We start from the raw sequence: 14,622 nt of genomic DNA, 5'->3' as shown, positions 1-14,622 counted from the left end.
TCCTGGGCGGTGGTCGGACGTGGGGGGGAAGGTCGGGTGGGCTAGCCGGACGCGTCGGCCAAACCGGCCCACAGTAGCAGGAGGGTCAGGACGAACCCGCAGGCGTAGTTGAGCCAGAGGAACGTCCTCCACCCCGCGTGGGCGGCGGCGGAGGTCCTGTCGTCGACGCGCAGGAACCGGGCCGTGTTGACCGCGTACGGAAGGGCCAGCAGGCCGGCCAGGGGCCCCGGAAAGGGCGTTGCGAGGCAGAGCAGCCCGGCCGCGGCGTACCCGGCCGTCGCCGCCGCGACGGTCCGCCGGGCGCCCCACACGGTGGCCACGGAACCCAGGCCCGCGGCGCGGTCCGGCACGATGTCCTGGACCGCGCCGAACGCGTGGCTGGACAGGCCCCAGCAGAAGAACGCGGCGAACGCGGCCAGAGTCCCCGCCCCGGTCTCCCCGCCGGCCAGCACCCAGCCAAACACGGCGGGGGAGACGAAGTGGGTGCTCGACGTGATCGAATCGACGACCGGTCGCTCCTTGAAGCGCAGCCCGGGGGCGCTGTAGGCGTAGACGGCAAAGAGGGAGACCGCGAGGACGACGGAGGCCGCTGCCCCGCCGGCCGCCGCGAGCGCGAGGGCCAGCGGCACGGTGGACACGGCCGCGGCCCACAGGACCCGCCGGTGCGCGGTGCGCTGGAGGACGGCCCCCTCCACCCCGCCTTTCCGCGGGTTGCGCAGGTCGGACTCGTAGTCGAAGACGTCGTTGATCCCGTACATCGCCAAGTTGTAGGGGATCAGGAAGAAGAACGTTCCCAGGGCGAACAGCCAGCCGGGGCCGCCTCCGGCCAGCAGGTAGGCGGCCGCGAAGGGGTAGGCCGTGTTCACCCACGACAGCGGACGGGAGGTCGCCAGCAGTTCCCTCATGTGGGTCCGTCCTCCGCGCCGAACAGGAGCCACAGCCCGGGGAGCAGCATCGCCGCCGCGGCCGGGTAGGCGAAGTCCTCGACCGGGGCGAGCCCGAGCCGCACGCCGGAGATCGGTCCATCCGCGTAGTCGAAAAGCCCGACGGCGATCATGGCGTTGTCGAAGACCGCCGTCAGGGCGAGCAACGCGCCAGCGGTCCCGGCGAGAGCGGCCGCCAGACCACGGCGCCGGAAGGCCCGCCCGTCCGCGCACCGCTGCCAGTCCGCGCGCCGCCGTCCGCTTCGCAGCAGTCCGGTGGCCAGAACGAACCCCGCGGCTGCCAAAAAGACGCAGTTCAGCTGCCAGTACTGCATGCTGCCTCCTTTCGCCGGTTCCTGTGGGATTGCAGGCGCAGGAACCCTGTGAACAGGACCATCGTCTGGTAGCACAGGAACAGGAGGAAGAACGCCTCCTCGAGCGGCAACTGGTCCGACAGCATGATCCCCGTCATCAGCGGCGAATCGCGGTGCAGGAAGATGCCCTCCGCGATCGCCCACACGTCCCAGCCCAGGAAGAAGACCGTTCCCGCGGCGAGCGTCAGGACCGCGCGGGCCGGGCGGTGCCAGACGAAGAGCCGGAACCGGGCATCGAGGAGGCCCAGACACGCCGTCACCGACAGCAGGATCGCTAGGTAGGCCACGCCGCGCTCCTCTCCGCCGCCGGGTCGGCCCCGGCGCCGGGTTCCCCGCCCGAAGTGGGGCCGGCCTTGGGAGGCTCACCCAGCCTGGCGGCACTCGGAGCGGCCGGACCCCGCCCGGACCCCGGGCGCCTGCCGCTCCGGACGGCCTCAAGCACGATCTCCGCACTGATCAGGCACATGGGCACGCCGATCCCCGGGCGGACGGAGGATCCGGCGAAGAACAACCCTGCGACGCGCCGACTGCGGTTGCCGGAGCGGAGGAAGGCGCTTTGGCGCAGGATGTGGGCGGGACCGAGTGCGCTGCCGCGCCAGGCGTTGAACCCATCCACGAAGTCCGCGGGCCCGAAGGTCCGGCGGACGGCGACCCGGCCGGCCAGGTCCGGGACGCCGGCCCACCTGCCGACCTGGTCGAGGGCCGCGTCCGCCACCTCCTCCACGCGGCGGTCCCCGCGGCCCGCGGTGCCGCCGCGCCCCCACTCCGGGGCGGCGGGCGCGGGAACCAGCAGGAACAGGTTCTCGTCGCCCGCCGGGGCGGCGCCGGGGTCGGTGGCGCTGGTCCGGCTCGCGTAGACCGACGTCTCCGGCGCCAGCGGCCGGCCCCTGCGGATGCGCGCGAAGTTGTCCTCCCAGTCGGGCGTGAAGAACAGGTTGTGGTGGGCGAGCTCGGGCAGGGCGCCGCGCACGCCGGCGCAGACGAGGACGGCGCTGGGCCCAGGGTCCGTCAGCTGCCGGGCCGCGGGGGAGCGCCGGCCCAGCCCGGGCGCGAGCAGGTCGCGCTCCACGTGGTGGAGGTCGGCCGCGGCGACGACCGTCTCCGCGGCGAGACGCACCGTGTCCCCGGCCCGCGTCCGGTAGGCGACGCCGGTGGCGCGCGTGCGCGGGCCCCGCCCCGCCCGCCGCGGCTGCGGTCGCGTCTCGATGCCGACGACGGCGGCGCCGGTCCGCACCTCCACGCCGGCCTCCCGGGCGAGGCGGTGCATCGCGTCGACGACGGCGGCGAACCCGCCCTGCGGGTACCAGACCCCGTCGTCGAGGTCGAGGTGGCTCATCAGGTGGTACATCGCCGGGGCCCGGTAGGGGGTCGTCCCGAGGAAGACCGCGGGGTAGCCCAGCAGCTGGCGCAGCCGGGGGTCCCGGAAGCGGCGCGCCGCGTGCCGGTGCAGGGACGTCCCGAGGAGGCCGGCGAGGCGCGGCGCCCGGCCGAGGACGGCCGGGTCGGCGAGGCCCCGCAGGGAGTCGAATCCGTCGTAGAGGAAGTGCCGCTTGGCGGTGCCGTACGTCTCCGCGGCGGAGTCGAGGTAGCGCTCCAAGCGGGGCCCGGATCCCGGCTCGAGGCGCTCGAAGAGCCGCACGGCTTCCCGTCTGCCGGAGCGGACGTCGGTGGGACCCCCGTCCGGCCCGAACCAGACGCGGTAGGCGGGGTCCAGGCGCACGAGGTCCAGCTCCCTGGCCGCGCTGGTGCCCATGAGCCGGAACCAGCGGTCGATGACCTCGGGCATCAGGTACCAGGAGGGGCCCGTGTCGAAGCGGAAGCCGTCGGCGGACCACCGGCCGGAGCGGCCGCCCAGCCCGGAGCGCTGTTCCAACACCACGACGTCGTGCCCGTCACGGGCCAGGAGCCCGGCCGTCGCCAGCCCGGCGAAGCCGCCCCCGATGACGACGGCGCGGCTACCCACGGACCCGCTCCCGTGCCGGCTGCCGGGAGAACGCCGGGCCGGTAAGCGACCGCCCGGCGACCCAGGCCTTGCGGATCCCGCCGACGCGGACCCTTCGGTCGGAGAGGACCTCCGCCGGCGTGGCCTCGATGCGGTCGGCCAGCGTGGCAAACAGGGCAAGCGCGAGCCCGACGGCCCGCCGAGCCCCGGGGGCCAGGAGCGGAAGTGCCGCCGCCGCGGCGTCGAGGTCGGCGCGGATGTCGGCCAGCGCCGCGGCCTTCGCCGGCTCGCCGAACTCGTCGGCGCCCGTCCCCGGGAGGTAGGTGCGCCCCAACTGGGACCGGTCGTCCGCCAGGTCGCGCAGGAAGTTGACCTTCTGGAACGCCGCGCCCAGGCGCTGGGCCGCCGCGTCCAGTTCGGCGTCGCGCCCCGTCGCGGTGCCGGGCAGCGAGCGGAAGACCTGCAGGCACATCAGCCCGACGACCTCGGCGGAACCGTGGATGTAGCTCCGCAGGCTCTCGGCGCCGTGCCGGGTCCGAGTGAGGTCCGCCCGCATGGAGGCAAAGAACGGGCCCGTCAGGGCGCAAGTGATGCCGTGCCGGCGGGCCGCCTGCGCGAAGGCGTGGACGACGAGGTTCGTGCTGTAGCCGGTCCGCAGGGCCCGCACCGTCTCGGCCTCGAGCCGGTCCAGCTCCTTGCCGACGTCTCCAGGGGAGAGACCGGCCCCGGCGGCCGCGCCGTCGACGGCTTCGTCCGCGACCCTGACCAGCGCGTAAATCGCGGCGATGTCGCTGCGGGCCGCCCGGGGCAGGAGGCGGCAGGCCCAGCCGAACGAGGTCGAGTACTCTCCGATCACGGTGCCCGCACTGCGCGCGGCGGCCCGCGTGTAGGTGCTGAACGGATCCACGCTCACCTCCTCCTCGCCAGGACCGCGCGGCCGACCCGCTCCAGTTCCGCGGCGAGGTCGCTGCTCGGCGCCGCGGTGCGGACGGCGTCGAGGGCCTCGTCGACCAGGCGGGCCGCGACGCCCCGCGCGTGGGCCTCGGCGCCGGCGCGGCGCAAGGCGCCGCGCACGAGCCCGGGGGACGCCGAACCCTCCCGGGCCCCGGCGAGAAGCGTGGGGAACCCCGGGTCGGTTTGGCACGCGAAGGCCGTCAGGAGGGTCGCCTTGCCTTCGCGGAGGTCCGAGTCCACGGGCTTCCCGGTGGCCGAGGGGTCGCCGAAGGTTCCGAGGACGTCGTCGACCACCTGGTAGGCCGCGCCGAGTTTCCGTCCGGCCTGCGCCACGGTGTCCGCCTGCTCCCCGGTGGCACCGGCCAGGAGGGCGCCCGCCGCGAGCGGCGCGGCGAAGGAGTAGGACGCGGTCTTGAGCGCCTCCATGGCGAGGATCCGCTCGGCGGGCGGATGGTCCGTGGGCGGCAGGCACGACATGAGGAGGTCCTCGAGCTCCCCGGCGGCGGCGTCGGCCACGGCGTGGTCGAAGCGGTCGGTGACCGCCTCCGCCTGCGCCAGCCCTGCCGCCGACCGGTGGGCCAGCGCCACCGCCCCGGCGAGCAGGAGGTCCCCACCGATCAGGGCGGCCGAGTAGCCCACATGCGTCGCGTCCGCGCGTTGCAGTCCGCCCAGGAGCGCCCCGTCGCGGTAGTGGGCCCCGAGCGTCGGAGCGCCGCGGCGCAGGAAGTCGCGGTCCACCACGTCGTCGTGGGTCAGCAGCGCCGTGTGCAGGAGTTCGAAGGCGGCCCCCAGGCGCGCGGCGCGCGCCGGCTCGGATCCCCCGAAACCACGGTAGGCCAGGCCGACCAGCCGCGGGCGGACCCGTTTGCCGCCCGCGGACGCCGCCCGAAGGCGCTCCCAGAACTCCGCAGACGAAGCGGAGGCTTCCCGTCTGCGCCGGCGGCCGCGTTCGAAGAAGGACTCCAACTCCCGGTCCACGAGGTCCTCGAACGCCCCGCCGTCGCCGGAGACCCCGCCGTCCCGCGGGCGCGCGCCCTCGTGCGCGGTCGCGGGAGGCAACAGCTGCACTTCGTCGGGTGCCGGAGTCATGGCAGCGTTCGCCTGGGGCGCGGGCGGGGCGGGACGGAGGCGCTCACGGTTTTCCTTCCAAGGGTTGATTACCAACCAAACTAGGGACATCATGGCTGAGCACACCACCGTTGTCGAGGCCCTGCGGGAAGGGAGGTCGTTCGCCGTGACGGACAGCCGAAGGCGCCACCCGGGGGATGCGGCGCTGCGCCGTCCTCCAGCGGCCGCCCTGCTGGCCCTGGCCGGGGCGCTCCTCGCGGTCATCGCGGCCTTCGCGGGCAGCGGCGCCCTCGGTGGGACCCCCATCTCCCAGGCGGCAGGGGGTCTCTTGGGAGCGGATGCCACCCCTCTGGCCCCGGGCGCCGGGGCCTTCCGCATCTGGTCCGTCATCTACGCCGGCCTGCTGTGCTACGCGGTCCTGCAGCTCCTCCCCGGCCGCGCACGGACGGCCAGGCACGCCGAGGTCCGGCCCTGGGCGGTGGCGTCCATGCTGCTTAACGCCGCGTGGATCTGGGTCGTCCAGGCCGGTTGGGTCGGAACCAGCGTGCTGGTCATCCTCGTGCTGCTTGCCGTCCTCGGGCGCCTGGCGTCCCTGCTGGCGGCCAGGCGCCCGGCGGACCAGTGGGAGGCGGTCGCCGTCCACGGCACGTTCGGCCTCTACCTGGGGTGGACGACCGTGGCCGTGGCCGCCAACGTGTCCGCCTGGCTGGCTTCGCTCGGCGCGGCCGCGTGGGGGTGGCCGGTCACGGGCGTGGTCGCGGCCGTTCTGGCCGTGGCGGCCGCCGCCGGCACCGGGACCTCCGTCGCGACCCGGGGGCGCCTGGCGGCACCGGGCGCCGTCGCCTGGGGCCTGGCCTGGATCGCGATCGGACGGATCGACGGAGGCCTCGCGGCCCCGGGCGTGGCTTGGGTCGCGGCCACCCTCACCGCCGTCGTGGTCGCGGCGGCCGTGGGTCTGCGCCTCCGCGCGGCAGGCCGGGCGCGCGACGGCGCCCCGGCCCGGCGCGGCGCCGCCCAGCCGGACGGCCCGGGACGGCGCGACGGCGGGGTCCCGGCGTGAGGGCCGCCGTCGCCGGCGCCTCGGGGTACGTGGGCGCGCGGCTGGTTCCGCGCCTCCTGGCGGCCGGCCACCAGGTCGCCGTCCTGACCCGGGACCCCGGCAGGCTGCGGGGTCTGCCGTGGGCGGACGACGTGCGTATCGCCGTGGGCGGCCTCGAGGACGCGTCGGCCGCTGCGCGGCTCTGCGAGGGCGCCGACGTGCTCTTCTACCTGGTCCACTCGCTGGGGCAGGGGCGGGACTTCGGGCGCGTCGAGAGGGCCTGCGCCCTGGAGGCCGCTTCGGCGGCGCGGGCCGCGGGCGTGGGCCGGATCGTCTACCTCGCGGGGCTCCATCCGGACGGTCCGCTGAGCCGTCACCTCGCCTCGCGCGAGGAGGTGGGCCGGATCCTCGCGGCCTCCGGCGTCCCCACCGTGGTCCTGCAGGCGGGGCTGGTCATCGGGTCCGGGTCCGCGAGCTTCGAGATGGTCCGCCACCTGACCGATGTGCTGCCGGTGATGCCTGCCCCGCGGTGGGTCCGCAACAAGGTCCAGCCCATCGCGATCCGCGACACCCTGCACTACCTCATGGCCTGCTGCGAGCTCCCGCCCGACGCGGCCGGCACCTACGACATCGGTGGACCGGACGTCCTGGCCTACGGCGACATGATGCGCGTCTACGCCGACGCCGCCGGCATCCGCCGGCCCGCCATCCTCCCGCTTCCGGTGCTCACGCCGTGGCTCGCCGCCCAGTGGGTCAACCTTGTCACCCCCATCCCCCGCGCCCTCGCGGTACCGCTGGTCGAGTCGCTGCAGCACGATTGCGTGATGCGGGACCGCTCGATCGACCGGCTCGTCCCGCCGCCGCCGGAGGGCCTGTGCGGCTACCGCCGCGCCGTGGGTCTCGCCCTGGAGCGGATCAGCGGGGACGCCGTGGAGACCAGCTGGGCGACGGCCCACGCCGTCGAGCAGCCCGCCGAGCCGCTGCCGTCGGACCCCGACTGGGCCGGGCGGACGGTCCTGGTGGACCGGCGGAGCCGGTCCACGTCCGCGCCGCCGGAAGCGCTGTGGGAGACCGTCTCGGCCATCGGCGGGGAGGCAGGCTGGTACTCCCTGCCGCGGGCCTGGCGTGCCAGGGGCCTGCTGGACAAGCTGGTCGGCGGAGTCGGCCTGGCCAGGGGCCGCCGCAGCCGGAGCTCGCTGCGCGTCGGCGACGCCCTGGACTTCTGGCGGGTCGAGGAGCTCGACCCGCCGCGCCTGCTGCGGCTCCGCGCCGAGATGAAGGTGCCGGGACAGGCCTGGCTGGAATTCGGGATCGAGCCCGACGGAACGGGCAGCCGGTACACCCAACGGGCCGTGTTCATGCCCCGGGGCCTGGCCGGGCGCGCCTACTGGCTGGCCATGCTGCCCTTCCACGGCGTGATCTTCACGGGTATGGCCCGGCGGATCACGGCGCGGGCCGAAGCATCCGGAGGCGAGCGGTGAGCGAGCTCGTGGTCCTGCTCGACGGCGCGGGCCGGCCGTGCGGCACGCAGGAGAAAGCGACGGTCCACGGGCGCGAGACGCCACTCCACCTCGCCTTTTCCTGCCACGTCTACGACGCGCGGGGACGTGTCCTGGTGACCCGACGGTCCCTGGGCAAGCGCACCTGGCCCGGGGTCTGGACGAACTCCTTCTGCGGGCACCCCGGCCCCGGGGAGGCGCCCGAGGAAGCCGTCGTCCGCCGGGCCCGCCGCGAGCTGGGGCTGGAGCTGGCCGACATCCGTCCCGTGCTGCCCGGCTTCCGGTACCGCGCGACGGACCCCTCGGGCCTGGTGGAGAACGAGGTGTGTCCCGTCTTCGCGGCCCGCGCGGCCGGAGAGCCCGATCCGGCGCCCGACGAGGTCGCCGAGTACCGGTGGGTCGATCCGGAGCGCGCCCGGACCGCGGTGGAGGCGGCGCCGTTCGCGTTCAGCCCGTGGCTCGTCCTCCAGGTCGCCCAAGGAGTCTGGCCCGCCGTGCCCAGCGAACCCACGGGGGAGCGTCCCGCCAATTGAGTCGAAGGGTTCGGAAGGCGCGCCGCCAGCGGCGCACGGCCTGCCGGCGGCCGCGCAGCGAGCGGGCGGAGACTCTGACCGGAACACCGCGGACCCTGCGGATGCCGCCGGTGGGGCCCAGGGCGAGGGCCAGGTCCATGTCGTCGTGGACGTCCGGGTCGTCCCGGTGGACGCGGCCGCGGACGTTACTCCACGCGGATCGCCGGATCGCCACATTCGATCCCCACAGCACGTGGGTCGCCCCCGCCAGGTACCCCAGCAGGTGGTATGCGCCCAGGTAGAGCCGCAGGGCCGGCCGCCGCCCTGCGACAATGGCGCCGTGACCGACCACGACGCCGCCGCCCCGCCGCCGGACGCGCCCCTGCCGCACGCGTTCCAGTGGTTTGTGGAGCGCGGCGAGACGAACGTCTTCGCCGTCGGCCCGGACATGCTCCTGGCGGACGCGGCCACCGCGCCGCTGTTCGGCGTCTTCAACCACCCCGAAGTGTGGCGGTGGGCCCACGACCAGAGCCAGGCGGTGGTCGGCTGGCAGCCACTGCCGTTCCTGGACGGGCGGACCGCACGGCTGCTGTGGACGGCGCTGACGGGGACCGGCGCCATCGCCGGGGCGGTCATTGCCCTCGGCGCACCCCGGCAGGCAGCCGGGATGGCGCGCGCCGCCGCGGGAGCCGAGGACCTCGTGTCCGTGTTCCCCGGGGTCAGCGACCAGGCCCGGGCGCTGCGCGCCCGGCTCGGCGCACTCCTCGGCACGCCGCTCAACGTGCGGCTCACCGGCCCCGCGGGGTCCGGCAAGGCGTTCGTCGCCTCGCGCCTGCTTGAGCGCCAGGGTGCCCTGCCCGGCGCGCGCACCATGGATCCGCTGGTCCTCAACGGGGACCAGGTCTCCAGCAACGCCATCTGGGTGGAGCGCCTGCGTGATGCCGTGGATCGGGGCCGGCCCGTCCTCTTCCTCGACGTCGATCGCGTTCCGGACGCGCGGATCCACGCGTTCCTTCCGCTGCTACAGAAGGCGCGGGAGCGCAAGAGTCCCGTGGTGTGCACCCATCTGACCGAGCTTTCGGACTTCGCCCAGCGCATGTGGTCCCGAACCCTGCGGGACGCCGTCTCGATCCCCGGCCTCCGGGCCCGCCCCGAGGACCTCGAGGAGGTCGCCAGGGCCGTTTGGCAGGCCCACTTCGGCGGCGGGGCCCCGCTGCGACTCGCCCCAGACGCGCTGCGGCTGCTGGCCGGGGTCGCGTGGCAGGGCAACGTGGCGGAGCTGGAGGACATCCTTGTGGAGGCGCACGCCCGCGTCGGGCCCGGCCGCCTCGAGGCCTGGGCCCTGCGCGTCCCGACGCGCCGCGGTTCGGAGACCGGTACGCGTCTCGAGGACGCCGAGCAGGCGGCAATCATCGATGCCCTGCGCCGGTCCGGTGGGAACAAGCGCGCCGCGGCCGGGCTTCTCGGCGTCTCGCGGTCCACGCTCTACCGCAAGATCGGCCAGTACGGGATCGAGGCCGTCCCCGAGTAGGACACCGCGCGTGAGTGTGCCGTTCTGGCACATGGTTCGTCAAGCTTCTTGGATGTCCCAATTTAGAACACTCTCGGGTGATGGGGGTCACGTAACTTCTTCTTGTCAGCACCGCCTCCCGGCCGCAGCGGCCCGGAGGCGGACCCCGACGAGTAAGGATCCCCCATGTCCCACAGCAGCGCCGCCGCGGGAGCCGCCGTCGCCTCCCGCGCGGCCGACGCTCCCGCCGTCGACCCGCGCAGCCTGCGCAACGCCTTCGGCAAGTTCGCCACGGGGGTCACCGTGGTCACGTGCAAGACCCCGGACGGCACGCCCCACGGCGCCACCGTGAACGCGTTCACCGCCGTCTCCCTCGACCCGCCGTTGGCCCAGGTGACACTGATCCGCGGAAACAAGGCCTCCGAGTACCTGCAGGACGCGCCGTTCGCGATCAACATCATGGCGCAGGACCAGCTCGAGACCTGCCTGACCTTTGCCGGAAAGCCGATGGGCATCACGCCCCAATGGCGGTCGGACGGCGACATCCCGGTCCTCGAAGGCAACGCCGCGACCATCGAATGCAAGCCGTGGCGGATCTACGACGGCGGCGACCACGTGATCGTCATCGGTGAGGTCGTCGCCCTCGAGGTCAACGACGTGGACCCCTTGCTCTTCGTCTCCGGCAAGTTCCGCGAGGTCGGCAAGCCCTCTGGCCCGAGCCCCTGGGAAGGCTCGGGCGATTGCCTGGCCTCCGGCTGGTTCGAGGGCTCCGCCAACTTCCCCTCCCTCTAGCCCAGCGATTCCCCACCCCCGCCCCCGCCCCCGAACCCCCAGGAGAAGGCCATGACCGCCACCGCCAACACCGCGCCCACCATGTCGGAGCGCACCACCCCCGCCAACCCCACGCTGCCGATGACGGGCGACGAGTACATCGAGTCCCTGCGGGACGGCCGCGAGGTCTACCTGCATGGGGACCGGGTCGACGACGTCACGACCCACCCCGCGTTCCGCAACTCGGTCCGCATGGTCGCCCGCCTCTACGACGGCTTCCACCAGCCCGAGACGTCCAAGCTGCTGCTGACCGACACGGACACCGGCAACGGCGGGAAGACCCACCCGTTCTTCAAGGCCCCCCGGTCCGTGGAGGACCTCAAGGAGTCGCGCGTCGGGATCGAGACCTGGGCCCGGATGACGTACGGCTGGCTGGGCCGCTCCCCGGACTACAAGGCCGCGTTCCTCGGCACCCTGGGCGCGATGCCGGAATTCTACTCCCCCTACCAGGCGAACGCGGAGCGCTGGTACCGCGAGTCCCAGGAGAAGGTCCTCTACTGGAACCACGCGATCATCAACCCGCCGGTCGACCGTCACCTGCCGCCGGACCAGGTCAAGGACGTGTTCATGCACGTCGAGAAGGAGACCGACAACGGCCTGGTCGTCTCCGGCGCGAAGGTCGTCGCCACCGGTTCCGCGATCACGAACTTCAACTTCATCTCCCACTACGGGCTGCCCATCAAGAAGAAGGAATTCGCGCTCATCTGCACGGTGCCGATGGACGCGCCGGGCATCAAGCTGATCTCCCGGACCTCCTACGCGCAGAACGCCGCCGTCACGGGCACCCCGTTCGACTACCCGCTCTCCTCGCGGATGGACGAGAACGACGCGGTCTTCGTCTTCGACAAGGTGCTCGTCCCGTGGGAGAACGTCTTCGCCTATGGGGATCCCGAGCAGATCAACGGGTTCATGCCGCAGACCGGCTTCATCCAGCGCTTCACCTTCCAGGGCTGCATCCGCCTGGCCACGAAGCTGGACTTCATCGCCGGCCTGCTCCTGAAGGCCCTCGAGATCGGCGGCACGAAGGACTTCCGCGGCGTCCAGGCCCGCGCCGGCGAGGTCATCGGCTGGCGCAACATGTTCTGGGCCCTGACGGATGCCATGATGCTCAACCCCGACCAGGGGCCCAACGGCACCCTCCTGCCCAAGATGGACTACGGGCTCGCCTACCGGATGTTCATGGCCCAGGGCTATCCGCGGATCAAGGAGATCATCGAACAGGACGTCGCCTCCGGCCTGATCTACCTGCCCTCGGGTGCCATGGACTTCAAGAACGCGGAGATCCGCCCGTATCTGGACAAGTACGTCCGCGGCTCCAACGGCATCGAGGCCGTGGACCGGGTGAAGCTCATGAAGCTGCTCTGGGACGCCATCGGTTCCGAGTTCGGCGGCCGCCACGAGCTCTACGAGCGCAACTACTCCGGGAACCACGAGAACGTGCGCGTCGAGATGCTCATGAACGCCATGAACAACGGGACCACGGACTCGATGAACGGCATGGTCGAGCAGTGCATGTCCGAGTACGACCTCGACGGCTGGACCGTCCCGGACCTGTTCAACCACGACGACGTCAACGCCTACCTCCGCCGAGGCCGCTAACCCCGCAGGTCCCCCCACGCGGCGGCGCCCCCCGGGCGCCGCCGCCCCGTGCCGCGGCCCCGAACGGCCCGCCGTCCCGCCGTGACCGAAAACGGCCCGAATCGTCACCGGCGCGGCCTATCCGGCGCGCCCCGGCGGTGCTGTCATGGAGTATGGGCACTGCGCAGACGCCGGGCTCCGGGACCCGCCCCTCCCGCCGCCGGCTCCGGACCCTCGGGCGGATGGGGGCGACCGGCCTGGCCGCGGCCTCCCTCGTGTTCCTAGCGGCCTGCGACCTGGAGGGACCCGGCGGCGGGGGAGGGGGCGGCTACGGCGGCGGCCTTCCTGCGTCCCCCACCGTGTCCAGCGCCCCCGCCTCCAGCGCGGACGCGTCGTCGCCGGCGGCGCCGTCGTCCACCCCCGCACCCACCGGCGGGACGACGACGGCGGCGCCCACGACGGCACCCCTCCCGACCAGCGAATCCGCGTTCTTCGTGTTCCCCGGGCCGGGCGCGGGCACCTTCAGCGGACCCCTCGACCTCGTCGAGGCCTTCGCGACGGACTTCGTGGGCTTCGAGGACCCGGTCGTCGGCGAGTTCAGGCAGGGCGACAACCTCTCCGGGGAGGTCGAGGTCCGGGCCGAGGCCGACGGCCCCGCGACCACCGTCCTCGTCCGCCGGTCGTCGGACGGCATGTGGAACGTCATCGGCGCCACGACCCCCGAGATCCAGGTCGACGAGCCCCAGTCGGCGGCATCCGTGGGCTCCCCGCTGCACGTGAGCGGGGAGGCGCTCGCCTTCGAGGGCAACGTCCTCGTGCAGGTGCGCGGGGCCGACGGCGGCGTCCTCGGCGAGGCGCCCGTGACCGGAAGCGGCGGGCCGGACCCGGGACCGTTCTCCGGCGACATCGACTTCGACGACCCCGGGGACGGCCAGGGCGCGGTCGCGTTCCTCATCCACAGCGCCCGCGACGGCAGCGTGTGGCAGGCCGCCGTGCTCCCGGTCACGTTCGGCGGGTAGCCGGGCCGGACCGCATCCCACGGGCGACCGCGAGGGCCCGGGACAAGTACTCCTGTGGTGCGGGGGCCGATCCTCCGCGGCCTTCCGAGCCGAGGAGACCAGCGTCACTTGACGCATCAACGATTCGCCCGTACCGTTATATGCATAAGCATGAAACGGCTGGTCCGACCGGCCTCCCCGAACCCAAGGAGAACCGCATGAGCATCGTCCTGACCCCCGGCACCTGGAAGCTCGACCAGGCCCACACCGAAATCGGCTTCGTCGTCCGCCACGCCGGCATCAGCAAGGTCCGCGGCCAGTTCACCGAGGCCGACGCCACCCTCTTCGTCGCCGACTCCCTGGCCACCTCGTCCGTCGAGGCCACCGTCAAGACCGCCTCGTTCGACTCCAACGATGACAACCGCGACGCCCACGTCAAGAGCGCCGAGTTCTTCGACGTCGAGCAGTACCCGGAGATGACCTTCAAGGCCACCGGCGTCGAGGGCACCCCGGAGGAGTTCCAGCTCGCCGGCGACCTCACCATCAAGGGCACCACCCTCCCGGTCGCGTTCGATGTCGAGTTCGGCGGCGTGGCCGTGGACCCGTTCGGCGCCACCCGCGCCGGCTTCTCCGCCAAGACCCAGATCTCCCGCAAGGCCTTCGGCATCACCTGGAACGCCGCGCTCGAGGCCGGCGGCGTCCTGGTCGGCGACAAGGTCACCATCGAGATCGACTCCGCGTTCGTCCTCCCGCAGGAGGGCTAGTCCACCAGGGCATTTCCGCCGCCCCCAGGGGCAGGCGACCGAGGGGCCGCGGCCCTGCGCGGCATGGGGGCGTGCGGGGCGGCGGCCCCTTGGCGTGTGGTGGGGGTGTCCGACGGCGGCGGCCCCGCCGCGGAAGGCCCCGCCGCGCGGACGGCCCCGCGGCGCCCGGCGCCCGGCCCGCGGCGCCTATGCCTCGACGCGGGCGAAGCCCAGGGCCGCGTAGCGCCCCACGGCGTCCGCGGGCACGGGGGCGTAGAGCGTCTCGGCGCCCTCGCCGAACGCCTCGGCGGCCAGGCGTCCCACGACGGCCGCCTCCTGGCCGGGGTCCAGGATGTCGCCGCCGACCGCGCGGACCGGGGCCAGCACGGCGAATCCGTCGCCGAAGGCGACCCGCCCCCGGGCGACGGGCCGGTCGAAGTGCGTCAGCTCCACCACGTCGTAGTCCTCGAGTGGGGCCTCCAGCAGCGCGTATTCGCCCGGCAGGGCCTCCGTCGCCTCGACCTCGATGGGCCGGGCGGCCAGCAGCGTCAGGGCGCCGGCGTCGTCGTCCGTCCCGAGCAGCTCCCAGACGGGCTTCCAGTCGTGCGCTGCGCCCATGGCCAACCTCCCCTTCTGGCGTTCCTGCCGCAA

At 73.7% G+C, this 14,622-nt stretch carries 15 protein-coding genes; 8 read left to right on the top strand and 7 right to left on the bottom strand.

Annotation, left to right across the window (positions count from 1 at the left end):
- Window positions 1–41 precede the first annotated feature (41 nt).
- From AC1Q5D_RS10730 to AC1Q5D_RS10705, 6 genes are read right to left on the bottom strand one after another with little or no spacing between them, the layout of a single operon-like run.
- Complete coding sequence (locus tag AC1Q5D_RS10730; RefSeq protein ID WP_481738588.1) at window positions 42–905, bottom strand: prenyltransferase; 864 nt, start codon at window positions 903–905, stop codon at window positions 42–44.
- Complete coding sequence (locus AC1Q5D_RS10725; protein ID WP_481738587.1) at window positions 902–1,258, bottom strand: lycopene cyclase; 357 nt, start codon at window positions 1,256–1,258, stop codon at window positions 902–904. Before AC1Q5D_RS10725 ends, AC1Q5D_RS10730 begins: the two co-directional genes overlap by 4 nt.
- Window positions 1,240–1,584, bottom strand: a complete 345-nt coding sequence (locus AC1Q5D_RS10720; RefSeq protein ID WP_481738586.1) for a lycopene cyclase domain-containing protein — start codon at window positions 1,582–1,584, stop codon at window positions 1,240–1,242. The genes AC1Q5D_RS10725 and AC1Q5D_RS10720 overlap by 19 nt, the downstream gene beginning before the upstream one ends.
- Window positions 1,572–3,260 carry a phytoene desaturase family protein gene (gene crtI / locus AC1Q5D_RS10715; protein ID WP_481738585.1) on the bottom strand — a complete coding sequence of 563 codons (1,689 nt, stop codon included), beginning with the start codon at window positions 3,258–3,260 and terminating at the stop codon, window positions 1,572–1,574. The genes AC1Q5D_RS10720 and crtI overlap by 13 nt, the downstream gene beginning before the upstream one ends.
- The gene (locus AC1Q5D_RS10710; protein ID WP_481738584.1) at window positions 3,253–4,146 is read right to left on the bottom strand and encodes a phytoene/squalene synthase family protein; all 894 of its coding nucleotides are present in this window, start codon (window positions 4,144–4,146) and stop codon (window positions 3,253–3,255) included. Before AC1Q5D_RS10710 ends, crtI begins: the two co-directional genes overlap by 8 nt.
- Window positions 4,147–4,148: 2 nt before the next feature.
- On the bottom strand, window positions 4,149–5,282 hold the full coding sequence (locus AC1Q5D_RS10705; protein ID WP_481738583.1) for a polyprenyl synthetase family protein: 1,134 nt from the start codon (window positions 5,280–5,282) through the stop codon (window positions 4,149–4,151).
- A 91-nt stretch (window positions 5,283–5,373) separates the two neighbouring features.
- Between AC1Q5D_RS10705 and AC1Q5D_RS10700 the strand changes: the two genes are divergently transcribed.
- The 8 genes from AC1Q5D_RS10700 (at window position 5,374) to AC1Q5D_RS10665 (ending at window position 13,992) form a co-directional block, all read left to right on the top strand.
- Window positions 5,374–6,321, top strand: coding sequence for a tryptophan-rich sensory protein (locus AC1Q5D_RS10700; protein WP_481738582.1), 948 nt, complete (start codon window positions 5,374–5,376; stop codon window positions 6,319–6,321).
- Complete coding sequence (locus AC1Q5D_RS10695) at window positions 6,318–7,781, top strand: SDR family oxidoreductase (protein ID WP_481738581.1); 1,464 nt, start codon at window positions 6,318–6,320, stop codon at window positions 7,779–7,781. Before AC1Q5D_RS10700 ends, AC1Q5D_RS10695 begins: the two co-directional genes overlap by 4 nt.
- On the top strand, window positions 7,778–8,332 hold the full coding sequence (gene idi, locus AC1Q5D_RS10690; protein ID WP_481738580.1) for an isopentenyl-diphosphate Delta-isomerase: 555 nt from the start codon (window positions 7,778–7,780) through the stop codon (window positions 8,330–8,332). The genes AC1Q5D_RS10695 and idi overlap by 4 nt, the downstream gene beginning before the upstream one ends.
- 319 nt (window positions 8,333–8,651) lie before the next feature.
- Window positions 8,652–9,842, top strand: a complete 1,191-nt coding sequence (locus AC1Q5D_RS10685; RefSeq protein ID WP_481738579.1) for a helix-turn-helix domain-containing protein — start codon at window positions 8,652–8,654, stop codon at window positions 9,840–9,842.
- Between the two features lie 165 nt (window positions 9,843–10,007).
- A complete protein-coding gene (locus AC1Q5D_RS10680; protein ID WP_481738578.1) occupies window positions 10,008–10,613 on the top strand; it encodes a flavin reductase family protein in 606 nt (201 codons plus the stop codon).
- Window positions 10,614–10,664: 51 nt separating this feature from the next.
- Window positions 10,665–12,251 (top strand): 4-hydroxyphenylacetate 3-hydroxylase family protein, encoded by a 1,587-nt coding sequence (locus tag AC1Q5D_RS10675; protein WP_481738577.1) that lies wholly within the window; start codon window positions 10,665–10,667, stop codon window positions 12,249–12,251.
- 152 nt (window positions 12,252–12,403) lie between these two features.
- Window positions 12,404–13,249 carry a Gmad2 immunoglobulin-like domain-containing protein gene (locus AC1Q5D_RS10670; RefSeq protein WP_481738576.1) on the top strand — a complete coding sequence of 282 codons (846 nt, stop codon included), beginning with the start codon at window positions 12,404–12,406 and terminating at the stop codon, window positions 13,247–13,249.
- 197 nt (window positions 13,250–13,446) lie between these two features.
- Window positions 13,447–13,992: a YceI family protein gene (locus tag AC1Q5D_RS10665; RefSeq protein ID WP_481738575.1), complete on the top strand. Its 546-nt coding sequence runs from the start codon at window positions 13,447–13,449 to the stop codon at window positions 13,990–13,992.
- A gap of 186 nt (window positions 13,993–14,178) precedes the next feature.
- On the opposite strand, the gene AC1Q5D_RS10660 is transcribed toward AC1Q5D_RS10665, so the two are convergent.
- A complete protein-coding gene (locus AC1Q5D_RS10660) occupies window positions 14,179–14,589 on the bottom strand; it encodes a hypothetical protein (protein ID WP_481738574.1) in 411 nt (136 codons plus the stop codon).
- Window positions 14,590–14,622: the final 33 nt, after the last annotated feature.

This window comes from Arthrobacter paludis (assembly GCF_056782315.1).
The sequence above is the reverse complement of the archived record's forward strand: the minus strand, read 5'-3'. Positions and strand labels throughout refer to the sequence as shown.